This is a genomic window from Streptomyces sp. DSM 110735 (assembly GCF_016482685.1).
GTDB lineage: Bacteria > Actinomycetota > Actinomycetes > Streptomycetales > Streptomycetaceae > Streptomyces.
Genome location: NZ_JACYHF010000006.1, coordinates 330409 through 349557, shown reverse-complemented (window position 1 = coordinate 349557; position 19149 = coordinate 330409). Strand labels below are relative to the sequence as shown.

Annotated in this window: 18 protein-coding genes; 10 read left to right on the top strand and 8 right to left on the bottom strand. The window is 72.2% G+C overall.

The genetic code is table 11. The features are described 5' to 3' along the window. Positions 1–77: 77 nt before the first annotated feature. The 7 genes from IF655_RS13175 to zapE form a co-directional block, all read right to left on the bottom strand. Positions 78–803 (bottom strand): aminoacyl-tRNA hydrolase, encoded by a 726-nt coding sequence (locus IF655_RS13175; RefSeq protein ID WP_199584866.1) that lies wholly within the window; start codon positions 801–803, stop codon positions 78–80. A 99-nt stretch (positions 804–902) separates the two neighbouring features. Beyond that, entirely contained in the window at positions 903–1766 is an 864-nt protein-coding gene (locus IF655_RS13170) for a polysaccharide deacetylase family protein (protein ID WP_199584864.1), read from the bottom strand. 114 nt (positions 1767–1880) lie between these two features. Further along, positions 1881–2825 carry a slipin family protein gene (locus IF655_RS13165; protein ID WP_199584858.1) on the bottom strand — a complete coding sequence of 315 codons (945 nt, stop codon included), beginning with the start codon at positions 2823–2825 and terminating at the stop codon, positions 1881–1883. A gap of 188 nt (positions 2826–3013) precedes the next feature. Further along, positions 3014–4546, bottom strand: coding sequence for a SulP family inorganic anion transporter (locus IF655_RS13160; protein WP_199584856.1), 1533 nt, complete (start codon positions 4544–4546; stop codon positions 3014–3016). Then, the gene (locus tag IF655_RS13155) at positions 4543–5121 is read right to left on the bottom strand and encodes a carbonic anhydrase (protein ID WP_199584854.1); all 579 of its coding nucleotides are present in this window, start codon (positions 5119–5121) and stop codon (positions 4543–4545) included. Before IF655_RS13155 ends, IF655_RS13160 begins: the two co-directional genes overlap by 4 nt. A gap of 75 nt (positions 5122–5196) precedes the next feature. Beyond that, positions 5197–5592 carry a hypothetical protein gene (locus IF655_RS13150; RefSeq protein ID WP_199584852.1) on the bottom strand — a complete coding sequence of 132 codons (396 nt, stop codon included), beginning with the start codon at positions 5590–5592 and terminating at the stop codon, positions 5197–5199. Positions 5593–5814: 222 nt separating this feature from the next. Continuing rightward, positions 5815–6924, bottom strand: a complete 1110-nt coding sequence (zapE, locus tag IF655_RS13145) for a cell division protein ZapE (RefSeq protein ID WP_199584850.1) — start codon at positions 6922–6924, stop codon at positions 5815–5817. Positions 6925–6960: 36 nt separating this feature from the next. Here zapE and IF655_RS13140 point away from each other — a divergent pair, with 36 nt between their 5' ends. From IF655_RS13140 to IF655_RS13095, 10 genes are all read left to right on the top strand, one after another. Beyond that, the gene (locus IF655_RS13140; RefSeq protein WP_199584842.1) at positions 6961–7770 is read left to right on the top strand and encodes a pyrimidine reductase family protein; all 810 of its coding nucleotides are present in this window, start codon (positions 6961–6963) and stop codon (positions 7768–7770) included. A gap of 169 nt (positions 7771–7939) precedes the next feature. After that, a complete protein-coding gene (locus IF655_RS13135; protein ID WP_199584840.1) occupies positions 7940–8413 on the top strand; it encodes an indole-3-glycerol phosphate synthase in 474 nt (157 codons plus the stop codon). Between the two features lie 407 nt (positions 8414–8820). Next, positions 8821–10212, top strand: coding sequence for a UDP-N-acetylmuramate--L-alanine ligase (murC, locus tag IF655_RS13130; RefSeq protein WP_199584838.1), 1392 nt, complete (start codon positions 8821–8823; stop codon positions 10210–10212). 13 nt (positions 10213–10225) lie between these two features. After that, positions 10226–10633, top strand: a complete 408-nt coding sequence (msrB, locus tag IF655_RS13125) for a peptide-methionine (R)-S-oxide reductase MsrB (RefSeq protein ID WP_199584836.1) — start codon at positions 10226–10228, stop codon at positions 10631–10633. Positions 10634–10863: 230 nt separating this feature from the next. Continuing rightward, entirely contained in the window at positions 10864–11988 is a 1125-nt protein-coding gene (locus tag IF655_RS13120; protein ID WP_199584834.1) for an ABC transporter ATP-binding protein, read from the top strand. Beyond that, positions 11985–12638 carry an ABC transporter permease gene (locus tag IF655_RS13115; protein ID WP_199584832.1) on the top strand — a complete coding sequence of 218 codons (654 nt, stop codon included), beginning with the start codon at positions 11985–11987 and terminating at the stop codon, positions 12636–12638. The genes IF655_RS13120 and IF655_RS13115 overlap by 4 nt, the downstream gene beginning before the upstream one ends. Further along, positions 12635–13303, top strand: a complete 669-nt coding sequence (locus IF655_RS13110; RefSeq protein ID WP_199584830.1) for an ABC transporter permease — start codon at positions 12635–12637, stop codon at positions 13301–13303. The genes IF655_RS13115 and IF655_RS13110 overlap by 4 nt, the downstream gene beginning before the upstream one ends. 108 nt (positions 13304–13411) lie before the next feature. Continuing rightward, the gene (locus tag IF655_RS13105) at positions 13412–14377 is read left to right on the top strand and encodes an ABC transporter substrate-binding protein (protein ID WP_199584824.1); all 966 of its coding nucleotides are present in this window, start codon (positions 13412–13414) and stop codon (positions 14375–14377) included. Positions 14378–14619: 242 nt separating this feature from the next. After that, a complete protein-coding gene (locus IF655_RS13100; RefSeq protein ID WP_199584822.1) occupies positions 14620–14988 on the top strand; it encodes a metalloregulator ArsR/SmtB family transcription factor in 369 nt (122 codons plus the stop codon). 4 nt (positions 14989–14992) lie between these two features. Beyond that, on the top strand, positions 14993–17500 hold the full coding sequence (locus IF655_RS13095; protein WP_199584821.1) for an HAD-IC family P-type ATPase: 2508 nt from the start codon (positions 14993–14995) through the stop codon (positions 17498–17500). Here the strand turns inward: IF655_RS13095 and IF655_RS13090 are convergent. Next, positions 17491–19077 carry an LCP family protein gene (locus IF655_RS13090; RefSeq protein ID WP_199584819.1) on the bottom strand — a complete coding sequence of 529 codons (1587 nt, stop codon included), beginning with the start codon at positions 19075–19077 and terminating at the stop codon, positions 17491–17493. The two genes, IF655_RS13095 and IF655_RS13090, sit on opposite strands and share 10 nt — an antisense overlap. Positions 19078–19149: the final 72 nt, after the last annotated feature.

Genomic DNA, 19149 nt, shown 5'->3' with positions numbered 1-19149 from the left:
GGGTATGGCCCCGGCACATGGCGCCGAATCCCACGCCGGTCGCCTTCAGAGGAACATTTGAGGTTGCGCGCGCCGGGTCAGCGCAGCGCCGGATGGTCCGCGATCACCGTTGCCGAGCCCGGGGCGATCTCCGTGAAGCCCGCGTCGCGGACCAGGGGGAGGTCGAGGCGGGTCAGGTCGTGCCAGTGGGCGGGGGTGGCGGTGCGGACCGCGAGGGGGAAGCCGGCGGTGCGCCAGGTGGTGCGGGCCGGGGCGGGGAGGGCCCACCAGGCGAGTTGGGCGGCGTGACCGGTCTGGGCCATCGCCTTGCCCGCGGACATGTTCAGGTCGGGGTTGAGCCAGAGCACGGGGAGCGCGGGGTCGGGGGCGGCGGGCGGCTCGGGGTCGTCCAGTTCGGTGCCGGAGACCTGGAGCTTGGCGAGGTCCTTGGGCCAGCCGTCGAGCGGGACGGGCGGGAAGACCCGCACCTCGGCGGACGTGCCGGTCAGCGTGATCCCGTCCAGGGTCCCGGCGCGCCGCCACTCCGCGCCGCGCGCCCGCCGGACGACCTTGCGGATGCGGGCGTCCTCCCAGTTCCGTACGGCGTCGGCCCACTCCCCGTCACCGGTCGACCGCTCGTCGCCGAGCAGCGTCAGCACGGCGCGCGCGGCGGTCTCCAGGGCGTCGGTGCGGGCGGGCGGGGCGTCGCGCTCGATGCGGACGACGAGGGGCAGGACGAACTGGGGCGCCTCGTCGCGGGCGTTGCGCTCGTCCTGGAACGGGCTGGTCTGGCCGGTCGCGGGGACCGCGGGATCTTCACTCACGGGAGCCCACCCTACGAGCCGCCGTCCGGCGCCGGGCGGGACGGTCCGCCACGGCCCGGCGCCGGACGGCGGCTCGGGGTTCGTGTGATGCCGAGACGGTCAGCGGTGGCCCGCCGTCGCGCCGATCATCTGGGACACCTTCACGAAGGTGTAGCCCTGCTTGCGCAGCTCCGGCACCACCGCGCGCACGACCCGCTCGGTCGTCGGGGCGGCGCTGCGGGTGCAGTGCATGACGACCACCGAGCCGGGCTTCACCCCGTCGAGCACCTGCCGTACGACCGCGTCGGCGTCGGTGGCGAACGCGTCGCCGCTCACCACGTCCCACTGCACGGCGGTGACCCCGGTGGTGTTGAGCGTGCGCAGCACCTGGTCGTCGTAACAGCCGCCCGGGAAGCGGAAGTACGGCACCGGCTTCGCCACGCCCGCCTTGCGCAGTGAGGCGTACGTCCGGTCGACCTCCGTGCGGATCTGGTCCGGCGCGATGGTCGGCAGCCCGTAGCAGCTCGATGTGAACGCGTAGTGGCTGTAGGAGTGGTTGGCCACCTCGAAGTTCGGGTCCTGACCGAGGGAGCGGGCCTCGTCGGGGTAGGTGTCCGCCCACTTGCCGGTCATGAACACGGTCGCCGGGACCTTCAGCGAGCGCAGGGCAGAGATGAGCCCGGGGTTGTCGAAGCGCTCCCCGGCGGCGGCGCGCGGTCCCTCGTCGGCGGTCATGTCGGCGTCGAAGGTCAGCGCGACGGTCTTGCCCTTGTCACGCGGCCCGTGCGCGAACACCGGCGCCAGACCGCCAGGGCCGGGGGCCATGACCGGGGGGCGCGTGCTGGAGGGCGAGGGGGACGGGGAGGAGGAATGGGGCTGGGCGTGGGCCGGTCTCGCGGTCCCGGACGAACCCGCGCCACCACAGGCGGCGAGGGTCGCACCGAGGACGCAGACGGCGGTGATACGGCGTGCGTGTGCAATCACCGTACGAAAGTAGGACTGTACGGAGAGCAGCTCGCCCAACCACCCGCCGACGCGACGACACGGTCACCCGCCCGGCGGGTGTGGGGACGTTCGGATGGGTTCAGGCAGCCGGGTTCAGGTCCGCTCCGGCGGAGCCGTCGCCGGGTCGGGCACCGGGTCCGGTGCCGCGTCGAGGCCGAGCAGGGGGTCGGGCAGGGGCACCGCCTCGGTGATCTCGGCGGCTTCGACGGGCTCGATGGGCTGGGACGGTTGCTGCTTCGCCGCCGGTCTGTCGCCGTTGTCCGACGGAGTCCCCGGCTCGCGGTTGCCGCGTTCCAGGAAGTGGAGCAGCTCCACCGGGATGGGCAGGACCAGGGTGGAGTTCTTCTCGGCGGAGACGGCCATCACCGTCTGGAGGAGGCGGAGCTGGAGGGCTGCCGGGGTGTCCGCCATCTGCTGGGCCGCCTGGGCGAGCTTCTTGGACGCCTGGAACTCGGCGTCGGCGTTGATGATGCGGGCCCGGCGCTCCCGGTCCGCCTCGGCCTGGCGGGCCATCGACCGCTTCATGGTGTCGGGCAGCGACACGTCCTTGATCTCCACCCGGTCGATCTGGACGCCCCAGCCCACGGCAGGGCTGTCGATCATCAGCTCCAGACCCTCGTTGAGCTTCTCGCGGTTGGAGAGCAGATCGTCCAGGTCGCTCTTGCCGATGATCGACCGCAGCGAGGTCTGCGCCATCTGCGAGACCGCGAACCGGTAGTCCTCCACCTTGACCAGCGCGCTCGACGCGTCCACGACCCGGAAGTACACGACCGCGTCCACCCGGACGGTCACGTTGTCCCGCGTGATGCCCTCCTGGGCGGGGATGGGCATCGTCACGATCTGCATGTTGATCTTGTGCAGCCGGTCGATGAACGGGACCACCAGCGTCAGTCCCGGCATCCGGGGTTCGCCCGTGAGCCGCCCCAGCCGGAACAGGACACCCCGTTCGTACTGCTTGACCACGCGTGCCGCCGCGGCCAGGTACACCAGAGAGGCGCCACCGGCCACCGCGACGGCCGCCACCAGCTCGGCAAGCATGGTGTCCCCCTTCCCCAGGGTTACCCGAGAGTCGGATCTGTCCGCTGCTGCCACGATATGCCCGCTTCGGTGCCGGAGGCCACGATCCCGGCGGCGGGGGTGCGCACCGGGCGGGAAATGGGAGGGGCCGGGGTGCGGACATGCGCCCCGGCCCCCACGGCGGACCGGGTCCTCGCCCCGGTCCCGGCTCAGCCCGCCGTCGGCGTCCCCGCCCGCTCGTCCGGTCGTACCGGCGACGTCATCCGCACCGGTTCCGTACCGTCCGCGCTGTGCCGCTGCGCCCAGTTCTCCAGGGCGCTGCGGCAGGCGTGGTCCAGGTGGAGCAGACCCGACAGGTCCAGCCGGACCGGGCGGTCCTGGGGGAGCGCCTCCAGGCTGTCCAGTATTTTCGGCAGCCGCAGGAAGGTCGCGTTGCCCGACAGATACGCGTCCACCGGACCCGCGCCCTTGTCCACGACCGTCAGCCGGATGTGCGAGGACTCCCAGGCCGCCTTGGCGACCGCCAGCGCGAGCCCGACGAGCACGCCCTCGAACATGCCCACCGCCACGATCGACACCGCCGTGACGGCGAGGACCAGCGCCTCGCCCCGGTGCTCGCGCCACAGCGCGGCGAGCTGCCGCAGCGGCACCAGCTTGGCGCCCGAGTAGATCAGGACGCCCGCGAGCGCCGGTATCGGGATGTACTCGAGGACGCCCGGCAGCAGCGCGGCGAACAGCAGCAGCCAGACGCCGTGCGCCACCCGGGACAGCTTCGTACGGGCGCCCGCCTGGACGTTGGCCGCGCTGCGCACGATCACCGCGGTCATCGGCAGCGCGCCGAGCACCCCGCACACCGCGTTGCCCGTGCCCTGGGCGATCAGCTCCTTGTCGTAGGAGGTGCGCGGTCCGTCGTGCAGCCGGTCCACCGCCGCCGCGCTGAACAGCGACTCGGCGGACGCGATCAGGGTGAACGCCACGATCGTGCCGATCACCGCCGGGTGCCACAGCTCGCCGAAGGCGCTCAGCGGCGGCGGCTGGAGCGCGTCCATGAGCCCGCTCACCCGCACGGTCGCCACCGGCAGGTCCAGCACCGGCACGGCGAGCATCGCGAGCCCGACGGCCGCGAGCGGACCGGGCAGCGCCCGCACCCGGGCGGGCACGTGCTTCCAGAGCACCAGGACCGCGATCGTGCCCGCGCACAGCCCGAGCGACGCCAGCGCCTCACCGTCGCCCAGCGCGGAGCCGAGCCCCGACGGCAGCCCGGCCATCTTGGCGATGCCGGAGTCGGGCGCCTTGGCCGCCATCGCCGGGTACAACTGTCCGGCCACGAGCACCAGACCGATTCCGGCCAGCATCCCCTCGACGACCGAGAGCGATATCGCCCGGAAGTACCGGCCGAGCCGCAGCGTGCCCATGAGCACCTGGAGCAGCCCGGTGACCAGCACGAGCACGCCCAGCAGGGGCAGACCGTGCTCCTGGACCGCCTCGAAGACGAGCACGGTCAGCCCGGCGGCGGGTCCGGACACCTGGAGGCTGCTGCCGCGCATCATCCCGGTGACCAGACCGCCCACGATGCCGGTGACCAGCCCCAGCTCCGCCGGGACGCCGGAGGCGACGGCCACGCCCACGCACAGCGGGAGCGCGACCAGGAAGACGACGAGGGACGCGGTGAGGTCCTGCCGCAGATGCGGCGCGCGGGCTATGAGACCGGCGGGACCGCGCCGGTCCGCGGGCGCGCTCACAGTGCCTCGAAGGTGTCGGTGCGCGGTCGGTGCGAGCGGACGGCGCCGGTGTGCACCTCGTAGTACCAGCCGTGCAGAGCGAGCCGCCCCTGCGCGATCCGCCGCTCCACGCACGGGTACGAGCGCAGCCGCAGCAGTTGGGTGAGCACATGGCTCTGGACGCCCTCGGCGACCTCGGGGTCTTCGGCCGCGCCGGACGGACGCGGGGTCGCGTGCGCCAGCCAGTCGCGCACGGCGGGTACGGCGTCCAGGTCGTCGCCGCGCACCAGCGCGCCGACGGCGCCGCAGTGCGAGTGCCCGCAGACGACGATGTCGCGGACGCCCAGCACCTCCACGGCGTACTCGATGGTGGCGGCCTCGCTGGTGGGCCGCTCGGAGGCGTACGGCGGGACGATGTTGCCCGCGGTGCGCAGCTCGAAGAGCTGGCCGGGACCGGCGCCCGTGATCAGGGCCGGGACGACCCGGGAGTCGGAGCAGGTGATGAACAGGACTTCGGGTGCCTGGCCTTCGGCGAGCCTGGCGAACTCCTCAGGGCGCTGACCGAAGGTGCGGGCGTTGTCGATGAGGGGCTGCATGTGTGTGGACTCCTCCTGGCGCGCCTGGGGGCGCGTCGGTCTTGCACGACGTTCGTGGGGGGAGCGAGTCCGCCCTCAGCAGCGGAAGACCTGAAGCACTGCCGGTGAACGGACTCCGGAGGATCTCGGGACACGGGGGTGCGGGGAACCGGCCACGGGCGGCGCCGGGACGGCCGCTCGCCGGATGATGAGGGGACGCTCGGGACCGTCCCCGGACGCCGCGCCGCGCCGCTTGTCTCGGGTGTGCGGGGCGGTGTGGGGCATCCGGGAGCGGCCCGGTTCGCGGAGGATCTCCGCGTCGGACGCCGTCGTCGCCTTGAGGGCGAGCGCGATCCCGGGAGCGTCGTTGGCCTGGGTCTCACCGAGCGTATGCGCGGATGCGAAGGTTCCCGTGGGTGCGAAGAGCTGGAGGGCGAGCAGCGCGGCGGCGAGCAGAGCGAGGACGGAACGGGCCGTCGTACACCGGGACATGCGCACCCCCCTGCGGAAACCCGCGTCTCTTGCACGCACCAAGCACTGGTCAATGGATGGTCAAGAAACACGTTAACCCGGTGAGGGGCTTTGCAAGGTTAACGGCGGGTTACACGCGCAAAAGAGCGTGAAAAGAGCGGGTCGGGTGGCCGGAACCGGCCCCTGACCCGCTCTTTTGCTGATCGTATGCCAGTCGGACGACACGTCGGTCCGATGAGATGTTCAGTCCGTCGGGTCGTCGACCAGACTCTTCGCGTCGCGGGCCAGCGCGGTGAGGCGGGAGATCGCGCGGAAGTACTTCTTGCGGTAGCCGCCCTTCAGCATCTCCTCGCTGAACAGCCGGTCGAAGGGCAGCCCCGAGGCCAGCACCGGGACCTCGCGGTCGTAGAGCCGGTCGGCGAGGACCACGAGCCGCAGCGCGGTCGACTGGTCGGGGACCGGCTGGACGTCGGTCAGGCACACCGCGCGCAGGTCGTCGGTCAGCGCGCCGTAGCGGCTCGGGTGCACCTTGGCCAGGTGGTCGAGGAGTTGCGGGAAGGCGTCCAGCGAGGCGCCCTCGGTGCGCTGCGCCGCACGGGTGACCTGCTCGTCGGTGAAGGGCGCGGGCGCCTCGGGCAGACCCCGGTGGCGGTAGTCCTCGCCGTCGATGCGCAGGGCGCGGAAGTGGGCGGACAGACCCTGGATCTCGCGCAGGAAGTCGGCCGCCGCGAAGCGTCCCTCGCCCAGCTTGCCGGGCAGCGTGTTGGAGGTGGCGGCCAGCGCCACGCCCGACTCGACCAGCTTGCCGAGCAGGCTGGAGACCAGCACGGTGTCGCCCGGGTCGTCCAGCTCGAACTCGTCGATGCACAGCAGGGCGTGACCGGAGAGCGTGCGCACCGTCTGCTGGAAGCCGAGGGCGCCGACCAGGTTGGTCAGCTCCACGAAGGTGCCGAACGCCTTGCGGGAGGGCTCGGCGGGGGTGGCGTGCCACAGGGAGGCGAGCAGGTGGGTCTTGCCGACGCCGTAGCCGCCGTCCAGATACACCCCGCGTGGTCCCGAGGGCGTCTTGGGAGCCCTGCTGCGCCCGAAGCCGAGGAAGCCCCGCTTGGCGGTGGAGGCGTGCACACCGCCGAGCCCGCTCGCGAAGGTCTCCAGCACATGGACGGCGTCCGTCTGGCTGGGCTGGTTCGGGTCCGGGATGTACGTGGCGAAGCGCACCGAGTCGAAGCGGGGCGGCGGCACCATCTCCGCGACCAGACGGTCGGCGGGGACATGCGGCTCACGCGCGCACAGGGACAGCGGGGCCGCGCCGGTCAGCTTGCCGGAACCGGAGGCGGTGGTGGAGGACGACACGATTACCCATGCTAAACGTCATGTCAGACTGCACGAATGCGACGCCTGTTCCCTGTGACCCACGAAACAGCAGCCCAGGCCCCTGACGAGGGCGGAGCGGTCCCGGTCGGTTCCGGTGGCGAGTGGCCGCTCGCGGAGCTGGCCGCCGCGTACGCCTACCCGGCGCCGGACCCCGCCGCGCCCCGCCCCTGGCTGCGGGCGAACATGGTCTCCACGCTGGACGGCGCCGCCCAGCACGACGGGCGCTCCCAGCCCATCTCCTGCCCGGCCGACATGCGGATCTTCGGCACGCTGCGGGCGCTCGCGGACGTGGTCCTGGTGGGCGCGGAGACGGTACGGCAGGAGGGGTACCGCCCCGCCCGCGCGCGGACCGAGTTCGCGGCGGCGCGGGAGGCGGCGGGGCAGGCGCCCGCACCGGCGATCGCGATCGTCACCGCCGGGCTCGACCTGGACTTCTCGCTGCCGCTGTTCACCTCGCCGCTGGTGCCGACGGTGCTGCTCACCGGCGCCGACGCGCCCGCCGGGCGGGTACGGGACGCCGAGCGGGCGGGGGCGCGGGTGGTCGTCGCGGGTGAGGGCAGGCACGTCGAGCCCGCCCGCGCCGTGCACGCGCTGGCCGGGCTCGGGTACACCCGGCAGCTCACCGAGGGCGGACCGCGGCTGCTCGGGCAGCTCGTGGCGGCGGACGTGCTGGACGAGATGTGCCTGACGCTCGCGCCGATGCTCGCGGCGGGGGACGCGCAGCGCATCGCGGGGGGTCCCCCGGTCGCGGTCCCGCACCGGTTCGCGCTGGCGTCCCTGCTGGAAGAGGACGGATTTCTGTTCGGGCGTTACCGCCGGGCCTGAAAACGGGGCGCCGAAAGAGCGGAATCTACCGTTCCGTTTAGCTTCCGGCGGGCACACTTAGTCCGGCACTACCCGTGCGAGCACGGGGCAGGATGGTTTCCGCAGGTCTTTTTGGGCCCACGGTGGAGAGAGGGTCGGCAGATCCTCGAAGGAGAAGAAGAGGCGCCTGGTGTTCACAAGCGTTCTGATGATCGAGAAGGCACTGACGTCGGCGGACGTCGAGTTCGTCACCACCCTGCACGGGGACGAGCCGGTCTTCTTTCATGTGCTGCTCCAGCCGCGCGGCGATCAGGCGGACCGCTTGCTGCGGGCCATCGACGACATCGCGCTCGGCGAGATCGACGAGGCCGTCCACGAGCGCGAGACGCCCGAGGGCGCGGACGCGCGCAACGTGGGGGAGCAGGCGCTCGACGTCTCCGTACGCGCCCTGCGCGCTGCGGGCAGCCAGGCCGAGGGCCGCCTGGTCGAGAACCACCCCCTCGACGCCCTCAAGTCCCTGGTCCAGGAGGTCCACGCCGACGAGGTCATCGTCCTCACCGACCCCCACTACGTCGAGGAGTTCTTCCACCGCGACTGGGCGTCCCGGGCGCGGCACAAGGTGGGCGTACCGGTGCTGAAGCTGTTCTCGCACAGCAAGGCGTGAGCGCTCCGCTGGGTTCGGCGAGGTTTTGTGGCGCGGGTGCCTCGTGGCGGGAGCGGCGGGGGACATGGCCCGTGGTGTGCCTGCGGCGCCGGGTGGGGCGCACCTGGTCGCCGACCCGGGGCTGCGCCGCGCCGCGCCTTCGGTGGCTCCCCGTCGGGCAGGTCCCGTCCCCGAGCCGTTGCCCCCGGCGGAGAGGTCACGGCGCTGAGTCGTCACCGCCTCCCGCCCCCCGGCGGCCCGAGCACGGCACGCCGGCCCGCCCGTGCGCCGTTGTCCTTCGCGGAGGGACTCCGCGCCGCAGGCAGACCCACGTGCCGTACCCCCGAGCGCGACCATTGCTGAGCCGCGCAGCGCAGAGCGCATAGGCTAGGGGCGTTCCGGCTCATCGTCCTCTGGGAGAACATCGCATGGCACCCGGCCTTCCTACCGCCATGGACCGACCGCACTTCATCGGCATCGGCGGCGCCGGGATGTCGGGGATCGCGAAGATTCTGGCGCAGCGCGGGGCGAAGGTGGCGGGGAGTGACGCCAAGGAGTCTCCGACGGCGGAGGCGCTGCGCACGCTGGGCGCGACCGTGCACATCGGGCACGACGCCGCGCACCTCGCCGACGACGCGAGCTGTGTCGTCGTCTCGTCCGCCATCCGGCAGGACAACCCCGAGCTGGTGCGCGCCGCCGAGCTGGGCATCCCCGTCGTCCACCGCTCCGACGCGCTCGCCGCGCTGATGGGCGGCCTGCGGCCGATCGCCGTCGCCGGTACGCACGGCAAGACCACCACCACCTCGATGCTCGCGGTCTCGCTGACCGAGCTGGGCGCGCGGCCGTCGTACGCCATCGGCGGCGACCTGGACGCCCCCGGCTCCAACGCCCTGCACGGCGAGGGCGAGATCTTCGTGGCCGAGGCGGACGAATCGGACCGCAGCTTCCACAAGTACGCCCCCGAGGTCGCCATCGTCCTCAACGTCGAGCTGGACCACCACGCCAACTACGCCTCGATGGACGAGATCTACGAATCCTTCGAGACCTTCGCCCAGAAGATCGTCCCCGGCGGCACCCTGGTGATCTCCGCCGACCACGAGGGCGCCCGCGAGCTGACCCGCCGGGTGAGCGGTGTGAAGACGGTGACGTACGGCGAGGCGGAGGACGCCGACGTGCGGGTCCTGAAGATCGTGCCCGAGGGGCTGAAGAGCCAGGTCACCGCGGTCCTGGACGGACGCGAGCTGACCTTCGCCGTCTCCGTCCCCGGCCGTCACTACGCGCTCAACGCCGTCGCCGCGCTCGCCGCCGGTGTCGCCCTCGGGCTGCCCGCCGACGAGCTGGCCACCGCCCTCGCCGCGTACACCGGCGTCAAGCGGCGCCTGCAGCTCAAGGGCGAGGAGGCGGGCGTCCAGGTGATCGACTCCTACGCCCACCACCCCACCGAGATGACCGCCGACCTGGAGGCCATGCGCGCCGCCGCCGGGGACTCGCGCCGCATCCTCGTCGTCTTCCAGCCGCACCTGTTCTCCCGCACCCAGGAGCTGGGCAAGGAGATGGGTCAGGCGCTCGCGCTCGCCGACGCCTCCGTGGTGCTCGACATCTACCCGGCTCGCGAGGACCCGATCCCCGGCATCACCAGCGAGCTGATCATCGAGGCAGCGCGCGCCGCGGGCGCCGACGTCACCGCCGTGCACGACAAGGCGGAGATCCCCGACGTCGTCGCGGGAATGGCGGAGCGGGGTGATCTCGTTCTCACCATGGGCGCGGGTGACGTCACCGACCTGGGCCCGCTGATCCTGGACCGCCTGTCGCAGAAGTAAGGGGCTGAGTCTCATGCCGTACGACGTCGAGAAGCCGGACGAGCAGTGGCGGACGGAGCTGAACCCGGCGGAGTACGCCGTACTGCGCCAGGCCGGCACCGAACCGGCCTTCACCGGTGAGTACACGGACACCAAGACCGAGGGCGTCTACTCCTGCCGTGCCTGCGGCGCGGAGCTGTTCACCTCCGGCACCAAGTTCGCCTCGCACTGCGGCTGGCCGTCCTTCTACGACCCGAAGGACACCGACGCGGTCGAGCTGATCGAGGACCGCTCCCACGGGATGGTCCGCACCGAGGTCCGCTGCTCGCGCTGCGGCTCCCACCTCGGCCATGTCTTCGAGGGCGAGGGCTACCCGACCCCCACGGACCAGCGGTACTGCATCAACAGCATCTCGCTGCGCCTGGAGCCCACCGACTCCTAGAGCGACCACCCGCCACCGGCCCCCGTCCGAACGCCCGGACGGGGGCCGGTGGCGCGCCGCGTGCCGGGCGCCCGGCGCACACCCGCGCATCCGGCCGAAAATGGCAGGAATGGCCTGGTGATCTTCGGGTAGGGGAAGCCCGTTCATGCACCAGGTGCCGGAAACATCCGCCGTCTACACTCGGCCGGCACGGTCTGAAGGCTCCTGCCAACCGAAGGGCGCGCGGCGTTTTGATACGGATAGATTCAGTCAGCAAGCGGTATCCGGACGGCACGGTCGCCGTCGACCGGCTCTCGCTCGACATTCCGGACCGTGCGATCACCGTGCTCGTCGGCCCCTCCGGATGCGGCAAGACCACGACCCTGCGGATGATCAACCGGATGGTGGAGCCCAGCGAGGGGCGCATCCTCCTCGACGGGGAGGACATCAGAGACCGGCCCGTCAACTCGCTGCGGCGGTCGATGGGTTACGTCATCCAGAACGCGGGTCTCTTCCAGCACCGCACCATCATCGACAACATCGCGACCGTTCCCCGCCTGTTGGGGACGAGCAAACGCACGGCACGGGAGCAGGCAGCCGAGTTGATGGAGCGCGTCGGGCTCGACACCGCGCTCGCCCGGCGCTACCCCTACCAGCTCTCCGGCGGTCAGCAGCAGCGCGTCGGCGTGGCGCGGGCGCTCGCCGCCGATCCGCCCGTGCTGCTGATGGACGAGCCCTTCTCCGCCGTCGACCCGGTGGTGCGCAAGGGACTCCAGGACGAACTGCTGCGCATCCAGGACGAGCTGGGCAAGACGATCGTCTTCGTCACCCACGACATCGACGAGGCCGTGAAGCTCGGCACGATGGTCGCCGTGCTGCGCACCGGCGGTCACCTCGCCCAGTTCGCGCCGCCCGCCGAGCTGTTGAGCGAGCCCGCCGACCCGTTCGTGGAGGACTTCCTCGGCGCCGACCGGGGCATCCGCAGACTCTCCTTCTTCGCCTCCGGTGAACTGGCCCTTGAGACCGGTCCCCTGGTCCCGATCGACGCCGACGCCGAGCGGATCGCCACCGCCGCGAGCGCCCCCTACGTCCTCGTGACCGACGCCGACGGCGCCCCGCTCGGCTGGGCCGAGCCGGACCGGCTCGTCGCCGGAAGCATCGACAAGGACCAACTCCTTTCCTGCGGACGCCCGTTCCGCCCCGGCACCGACTCGCTGCGCACCGCCCTCGACGGCGCCGTGCTCTCCCCGACCGGCTGGGCCGTCGCCGTGGACGGTGACGGGCGCGCCGTCGGCGTGGTCTCCCAGCAGACCGTCGGCGAGGCGATCCGCGCCGCGCACGACGAGCACCGCACGGACGCGAAGGCCGCGGGATGAACGGCTTCTTCGACCTCCCCAGCGACCTCCAGCACAGCTACGCCGGACTCATCGGGCTGCATCTGCGCGAGGCGCTGCTGCCGGTGCTCGCCGGACTGCTCGCCTCGCTGCCCGTCGCCCAACTCTGCGCCCGCTTCCGCTGGTTGTACCCACCGGTGCTCGGCTTCACCACGATCCTGTACGCGATACCCTCGCTCGCCTTCTTCGTCGTCCTCATCGACTACACCGGCCAGAGCGAGACCACGGTGATGATCCCGCTCGCCGTCTACAGCCTCGTGGTGCTCGTCCCGGCCATCGTGGACGGCGTCCGCTCGGTGCCCCCGGAGACCCTGGCCGCCGCCGAGGCGATGGGGCTCGGGGCCGTACGGCGTTACTTCCAGGTGCAGTTGCCCATCGCCGTACCCGCGATCATGGCCGGTCTCCGGGTCGCGTGCGTCTCCAGCATCTCGCTGGTCAGCGTCGGCATGCTCATCGGCAACCAGGGCGCGCTCGGCAACATGCTCAACGACGCGAACATCTACCACCGGCCCGCCCTCGCCGTGAACTCCGTCATCACCACAGCGGTGTTGGCGACCCTCGTCGACGCGGCGCTCGTCGCGCTGCGCACGGTGCTGACCCCCTGGATGCCGAAGGAGGGCGACGCCCGGTGAACGTACTCGACTACGCCCGCGCCTTCTTCGAGGACAACGCCCACTGGCACGGCTACGACGGCATCCCCACCCGGCTCCTCGAACACATCGGCTACTCGCTCGAAGCGCTCGTCCTCGCCGCCGTGATCGCGCTGCCCGTCGGTCTGATCACCGGCCACCGGGGACGCGGCGGCAACGCCATCGCCCTGGTCGCCACCGCCGCGCGGGCACTGCCCAGCTTCGGTCTGCTGGTGCTCATGTTCTTCTGGCTCGGCTTCGGCGTACTGCCCGTGATGATCCCGCTGGTCATCCTCGCGATACCGCCCATCCTGGTCACCGCCTACGAGGCGATCCGCTCCGTCGACCCCTCCCCGGTGGACGCGGCGCGCGGCATGGGGCTGACCGAGACGCGCATCCTGCTCCAGGTGGAACTGCCCGTCGCCCTCCCGGTGATCCTCGGCGGACTGCGCACGGCGGCCGTCCAGATCGTCTCCACCGCCACCATCGCCGCCTACGTCAGCTTCGGCGGGCTTGGCCGGTACATCATCGACGGGCTCTACCAGAAGGACTACGAGAAGGTCGTCGGCGGCGCCACCCTGGTCGCCGGGATGGCGCTCGCCACCCTCGTCCTCTTCTGGGCCCTCTCCCGCCTGGTGGTCTCGCCCGGCGTACGAAGGAGTAGCTGAACCATGCCGGGTGTCCCGCACCGAACTGCACAACTCCCCACTAATCGAAGCCAATTGGTGACCATGACGCACTTGACTGGCCAGGAGCACGCTGGCTTGGATCGACGGGTGACTACTGACATCCGCATCAGCAGGCCCACCCGGAGGAACCGAGCCGTGGCGGCGGCCGCGCTCGTGGCGGCGACGGCGCTGCTGGCGGGCTGTGGTTCCTCGGACAAGGGCTCCGACGACAACCCGCTGACCGGCGGCGACAAGCCCTCCGCCGGCACCGTCGTGGTCGGCTCCAACAACTTCGCCGAGAGCATCCTGCTCGCCGACATCTACGGCGAAGCCCTCAAGGCCAAGGGCGTCAAGGTCTCCTACAAGCCCAACATCGGCAGCCGCGAGACGACGTACCGCGTCCTCAAGAGCGGCGACATCTCCGTCCTGCCCGAGTACAACGGCGCCCTGCTCGCCTACCTCGACCCCAAGGCCACCCCGAAGACGGCCGAGGAGACGACCAAGGCGATCGAGACCAAGCTCGACTCCAAGCTGACCCTGCTCAAGCCGTCGGCGGCCGAGGACAAGGACTCGGTCACCGTCAACGCGGCCACCGCGAAGAAGCTCAAGCTCACCGACAAGTCCACCATCGCCGACCTCAAGGGCGCGGCGAAGGACCTCGTGATCGGCGCCTCCCCGGAGTTCCAGACCCGCCACCAGGGACTCGTCGGACTGAAGGACGTGTACGGCCTGCAATTCAAGTCCTTCAAGGCGCTGGACGCGGGCGGCCCGCTCACCCAGGCGGCGCTGAAGAAGAACGACGTGCAGGTCGCGGACATCTTCAGCACCGACCCGATCATCGCCAAGGAGAAGTTCGTCGTCCTCCAGGACCCGAAGAACCTCTTCGGCTTCGAGAACGTCCAGCCGCTCGTCCGCAAGGGCGCGCTGACCAAGGAGGGGGCCGCCGCGCTCGACGCGGTCTCCGCCAAGCTGGACACCGACACCCTGCTCGACCTGGACACCCAGGTGCAGAACCAGCACAAGGACCCGCTGGACGTGGCGCGGGCGTGGCTGAAGTCCGCGGGGCTGAGCTGAAGTCGGCGGGATCGGCGGACTGGCTGACGGCACCTTGAGCTGACAGCGGCAGCCCGCCCGACCCGACCCGGAACGCCCGGCGCGCCCACCGCCGCCGGGCGTTCCGCCTGTCCCGCCTCTCCTGTCCGTCCCGCGCGGCACGGACGGGACGCTCCGGCGACCTACACTGGCTCCCCGGAAACCGACGGACACCGCGAGACACCGCGCGACACGGCGCGAACACGCCCAGGAGGACGAGCACAGTGGCGACACCGCCCGGCACCGGCCGGCAGGACCCCTCCCCGGAGGTGTTCGCGGAGGCGGCGGCCGCCTTCGGGCTGCTCGCCTCACCGGCCAGGCTGCACATCGTATGGGCGCTGGCCCAGGGCGAGAGCGACGTCACCGGGCTCGCCGAGCGCGTCGGCGGCGCCCTGCCCGCCGTCAGCCAGCATCTGACCAAGCTCAAGCTCGCCGGACTCGTCCGCTCCCGCCGCGAGGGACGCCGCCAGGTGTACTTCGTGGACACCGTCGAACAGGCCGCCCTCGTGGACGTCGTCCACCGCCTCGTCGGACTGACCGCCCGGCAGCAGGACGGGCCCGCCGCGCCCGTACGCCGACTGCACGGCCTGTGACCCCGTGCCGGACACAGCACTCGGGCTGCTGCGGCGCCTGGAGACCGGACCGCGCGGACTGACCGACACCGAGGCGGGCGCACGGCTCGCCGCCCTCGGTGAGAACGTCCCCGCCCGCCCCGCCGGACCCTCCTGGCCGCGCCGCTCGGCCCGCGCCCTGCGCGACCCCTTCACCGCCCTGCTGCTGACCCTCGGTCTGGTCTCCGCCTGCGTCGCCTCCTGGCGCACCGCCTCCGTCATCCTCGCCCTCGTCGCCGTGAGCTGCGCGCTGCGCGTGACCGGCGAACGCCGCGCCGACCGCGCCCTCGCCGCACTGCGCGGGCTCGTCACGGGCACGGCCACCGTGCTGCGCCGCACCGACGACGCGTCCGAGCCGCGCGCCCGCGAGGTGCCGGTCGCCGACCTGGTGCCCGGTGACGTCGTACGGCTCGGACCCGGCGACCTGGTGCCCGCCGACGTGACGCTGCTGCGCGCGCGGGGGCTGACCGTGCGCGAGGACGCGCTGACCGGCGAGTCCGCGCCGGTGCCCAAACACGCCGCCGACGTGCCCGAGCCGGGCGCCGAGACCCATCTGTGCTTCCAGGGCTGCGCGGTGGTCACGGGCAGCGCCACCGCCGTCGTCGTGGAGACCGGTCCGCGCACCCGGTTCGCCGCCGCCCAGCAGACCCCGGTGCGGCGCGAGCCGAGCGCGTTCGACCGGTCCGTGCACGGCATCTCCTGGGTGCTGGTCCGCTTCGTGCTGCTGACCCCGCCGCTCGTGCTCATGGCTGCCGCCGCGCTGCACGGCCGGGGCGTGGCCACGCTGCCGTTCGCCGTCGCGGTCGCCGTCGGGCTCACCCCCGAGATGCTCCCGGTGATCGTCACCACGTGCCTGGCCCGGGCGGCCGCCCTGCTCGCCCGCACCCACGAGGTGGTCGTACGACGCCTGCCCGCGCTGCACGACCTCGGCGCGGTCGACGTGCTGTGCGTGGACAAGACCGGCACCCTCACCCAGGACCGCCCCGTCGTCGCCGCCGCGCTCGGTCCCGACGGGCGCACCGATCCCGAGGTGCTGCGCTGGGCAGCCGTCGGCGCCTGGTGGACCCTCCAACTGGCCGAACCGCCCGCCCCCGACGCCCTCGACGAGGCGCTGCTGAGCGCCGCCGGACCCGTCGGCGAGGAGTACGACGGCGTCGCCGCGCTGCCCTTCGACCCCGCCCACCGGGTGGCCACGGCGGTCGTCGCGGGCAGCCTCGGACGCCATGTGCTGGTGACCAAGGGCGCGGTGGAGGACGTACTCGACCGGTGCGCGCTGCCGGAGGAGGAACACCGGCGGCTGCTCGCGCTGGCCGCGCGGCAGGCGGAGTCCGGGCTGCGGGTGCTCGCCGTCGCGACCGCCGAACGCCCGGCCGTCGTACGGTCCTGGCGCGCCGCCGACGTGCGCGGGCTCACCTTCCGGGGGCTGGTCGGCTTCCGCGACGAACTCGCGCCGGGCGCCGCCGAGGCGCTGCGTGAACTGACCGCGCTCGGCGTCACCGTGCACGTCCTCACCGGCGACCACCCGGCCACCGCCGCCCGCGTCTGCCGCGACCTGGGGCTCGACGTGGGGGAGGTGGCCACGGCGTCCGGTGCCGTGGTGGCGGGCGGCGCAGGGGGCGTACGGGTCGTCGCCCGCTGCACTTCCGAGGACAAGGCGCGCGTCGTCGGCGGGTTGCGCGAAGCCGGGCACACCGTCGGCTTCCTAGGCGACGGCGTCAACGACGTGCCCGCGCTGCACGCCGCCGACGTCGGCATCGCCCCGCGCGGCGCGGTCGCCGTGGCCCGGGAGAGCGCCGACGTGGTGCTCGGCAGCAAGGACCTCACCGCGATCGGACACGCGGTGGTCGCGGGGCGGCACAGCAGCGCCAACATCGCCTCCTATCTGCGCGTCACGCTCTCCTCCAACCTCGGCAACGTCCTCGCCATGCTCGGCGCCGGGCTCCTGCTGCCCTTCCTGCCGATGCTTCCGGCGCAGGTGCTCGCGCAGAACCTGTGCTTCGACGCGGCGCAGCTCGCCTTCGCCCACGACCGCCCCGACCGGGCGGTGCTGCGTCGCCCGACCCGGCTGCGACCGCCCGCGTTCCTGCGCTTCATCACCGGATTCGGGCTGCTCAACACGGTCGCGGACCTCGCCACCTTCACCGTGCTCGCGTTCGCCCCGCACGGGAACGCCGCACTGGATGACCGGATGCTGTTCCACTCGGCGTGGTTCACCGAGAACCTGCTCACCCAGGCGCTGGTGATGGTCCTGCTGCGCACCGGGCGCCGGGTGGCCGGGCGCCGCCGTCCCGGCCCGGTCGGCTGGTCGGCTGCCGCCCTGGCCACCGCCGGGCTGCTGATCCCGCTCTCCCCGCTGGGCACCGCCCTGCGCATGACGGGTCTGCCCGCCGTGCACTACGCGCTGCTCGCCGCCGTCCTCGGGGTGTACGCCCTCGCGCTGACCGTGGCCCGCGCCCGGTACGACCGGCGCGGGTCAGGGGCGGCTCAGCCGTAGGTCAGGTTGTCGCACGGGTTCTCGTCCGCCGAGCGGGCGCCGTCGGCCACGGTGCTCGGCACCTTGGCGGGGGCGGCGGAGGCGGAGGCGGCGGTGGCGTACGACTGGCCGAGGACAACGTTGATCCGCGCCGCGCCGATCTGTTCGAGCGTGGCGCCCGGGAACGCCTTGGCGACGGTCTGCGCCTGGCTCTCCAGACCGGGTCCGTACTGCACGACCGTCGTCGCGTGGTCCTGCGAGGTCGCGGTGGCCGTGCCGGTGACGGTGAAGCCGTCGGCGGTCAGCATCTGGGCGCCCTTGGCGCCGAGTCCGGTCACCGTGGTGCCGTTGTAGACGGCCACGCTGATGCCCGCGCCGGAGACCGGCTCGGCCGAGGCGGTGGGGGAGGCGGACGCCTTGGCGCCCTTGTTCTTCGCGCCCTTCTTGCCGCTGGCGTCCTTGCCGTCGATCGTGCGGTCGTCCTTCAGCGCGGCCCACAGCTCGCTCGCGTCCGGCTCCACCACCGCCACCCGTGAACCGGAGTACCGCCAGGGGATGGTGATGAACTTGGTGTTGTGCAGGTCGATGTCCTTCATCGACATCGCGAAGGAGAGCAGCTTGTCGGCGGAGCCGAGACCGGGGTCCACGGTCAGGGACTTGGTGGCGGCCGTCGCCAGCGGCAGCAGCCGGGTCGGGGTGAAGCCCTTGCTCTTGACCTCCTTCAGCAGGCTCGCGATGAACGCCTGCTGCCGCTTGATGCGGCCGATGTCCGAGCCGTCGCCGATGCCGTGCCGCAGCCGTACGTAGTCCAGCGCCTGCTTGCCCGCCACCTTCTGCTCACCCTTGGGGAAGAGCAGCGTGCCCCGCGTGGTGCGGTTGGGGTTCAGGTCCTTCTGGTACACGTCGTTCGGCAGACAGACCTTGACGCCGCCGACGACCTGGGTGAGCGAGGCGAAGCCCTTGAAGTCCACGACCACCGTGTGGTCCACGCGCAGCCCGGTGAGCTGCTCGACGGTGTTCTGGGTGCAGGCGGGGTTGCCCTTGTCGGTCTCGCCGACGGAGAACGCCGCGTTGAACATGGTGTTCTGCTGGGTCTGGGTCCAGGTGCCGTTCGGCAGCTTGCAGGGCGGGATGGTGACCAGGGTGTCGCGCGGTATCGACACCGCGAGCGCGTGCTTGTGGTCGGCGTATATGTGCAGCAGCAGCGTGGTGTCGGAGCGCCCTATGGCGGTCTTGTCGCCGCCGCCGAGCGCCGCGTTGCCGTCGGTGCGCGCGTCCGAGCCGATGACGAGCACGTTCTCACCCTTGGACGAGCCCGCGGCGGGCCGGTTGTCGGAGAGACCGCCGGAGTCGAAGGTGCGGATGTCGCCGTCGAGCTTGAGATACAGCCAGCCCGCCCCGGCGGTGACCAGCACGGCCAGCGACAGGAACACCACGAGGACGGTGCGCAGCCTGCGACCGCGCTTGCGGCGCTGGTCACGGGCCGTGGCGCGCGGGGACTCCGCCCCGTCGCCGTCGCCTGCGCGACCGCCGCGGTCGTCGCGGTCGGCACCGCGCCGTCGCGACGGTGCCGTGCTCCGGCTGCTGGTGATACTCATCGGCGCCCTCTTGTGTCTCACCCTGGGTTGTACAGTTGCGCAATGTAGCAATCATTGCTGAGCGGGTCGGCG

Excerpts from the sequence above, each read along its gene's own strand:
- IF655_RS13150 (WP_199584852.1), bottom strand. The coding sequence starts at position 5,592 with ATGTCCCGGTGTACGACGGCCCGTTCCGTCCTCGCTCTGCTCGCCGCC.
- IF655_RS13155 (WP_199584854.1), bottom strand. The coding sequence starts at position 5,121 with ATGCAGCCCCTCATCGACAACGCCCGCACCTTCGGTCAGCGCCCTGAG.
- murC (WP_199584838.1), top strand. The coding sequence starts at position 8,821 with ATGGCACCCGGCCTTCCTACCGCCATGGACCGACCGCACTTCATCGGC.
- msrB (WP_199584836.1), top strand. The coding sequence starts at position 10,226 with ATGCCGTACGACGTCGAGAAGCCGGACGAGCAGTGGCGGACGGAGCTG.
- IF655_RS13090 (WP_199584819.1), bottom strand. The coding sequence starts at position 19,077 with ATGAGTATCACCAGCAGCCGGAGCACGGCACCGTCGCGACGGCGCGGT.
- IF655_RS13140 (WP_199584842.1), top strand. The coding sequence starts at position 6,961 with ATGCGACGCCTGTTCCCTGTGACCCACGAAACAGCAGCCCAGGCCCCT.
- IF655_RS13165 (WP_199584858.1), bottom strand. The coding sequence starts at position 2,825 with ATGCTTGCCGAGCTGGTGGCGGCCGTCGCGGTGGCCGGTGGCGCCTCT.
- IF655_RS13115 (WP_199584832.1), top strand. The coding sequence starts at position 11,985 with ATGAACGGCTTCTTCGACCTCCCCAGCGACCTCCAGCACAGCTACGCC.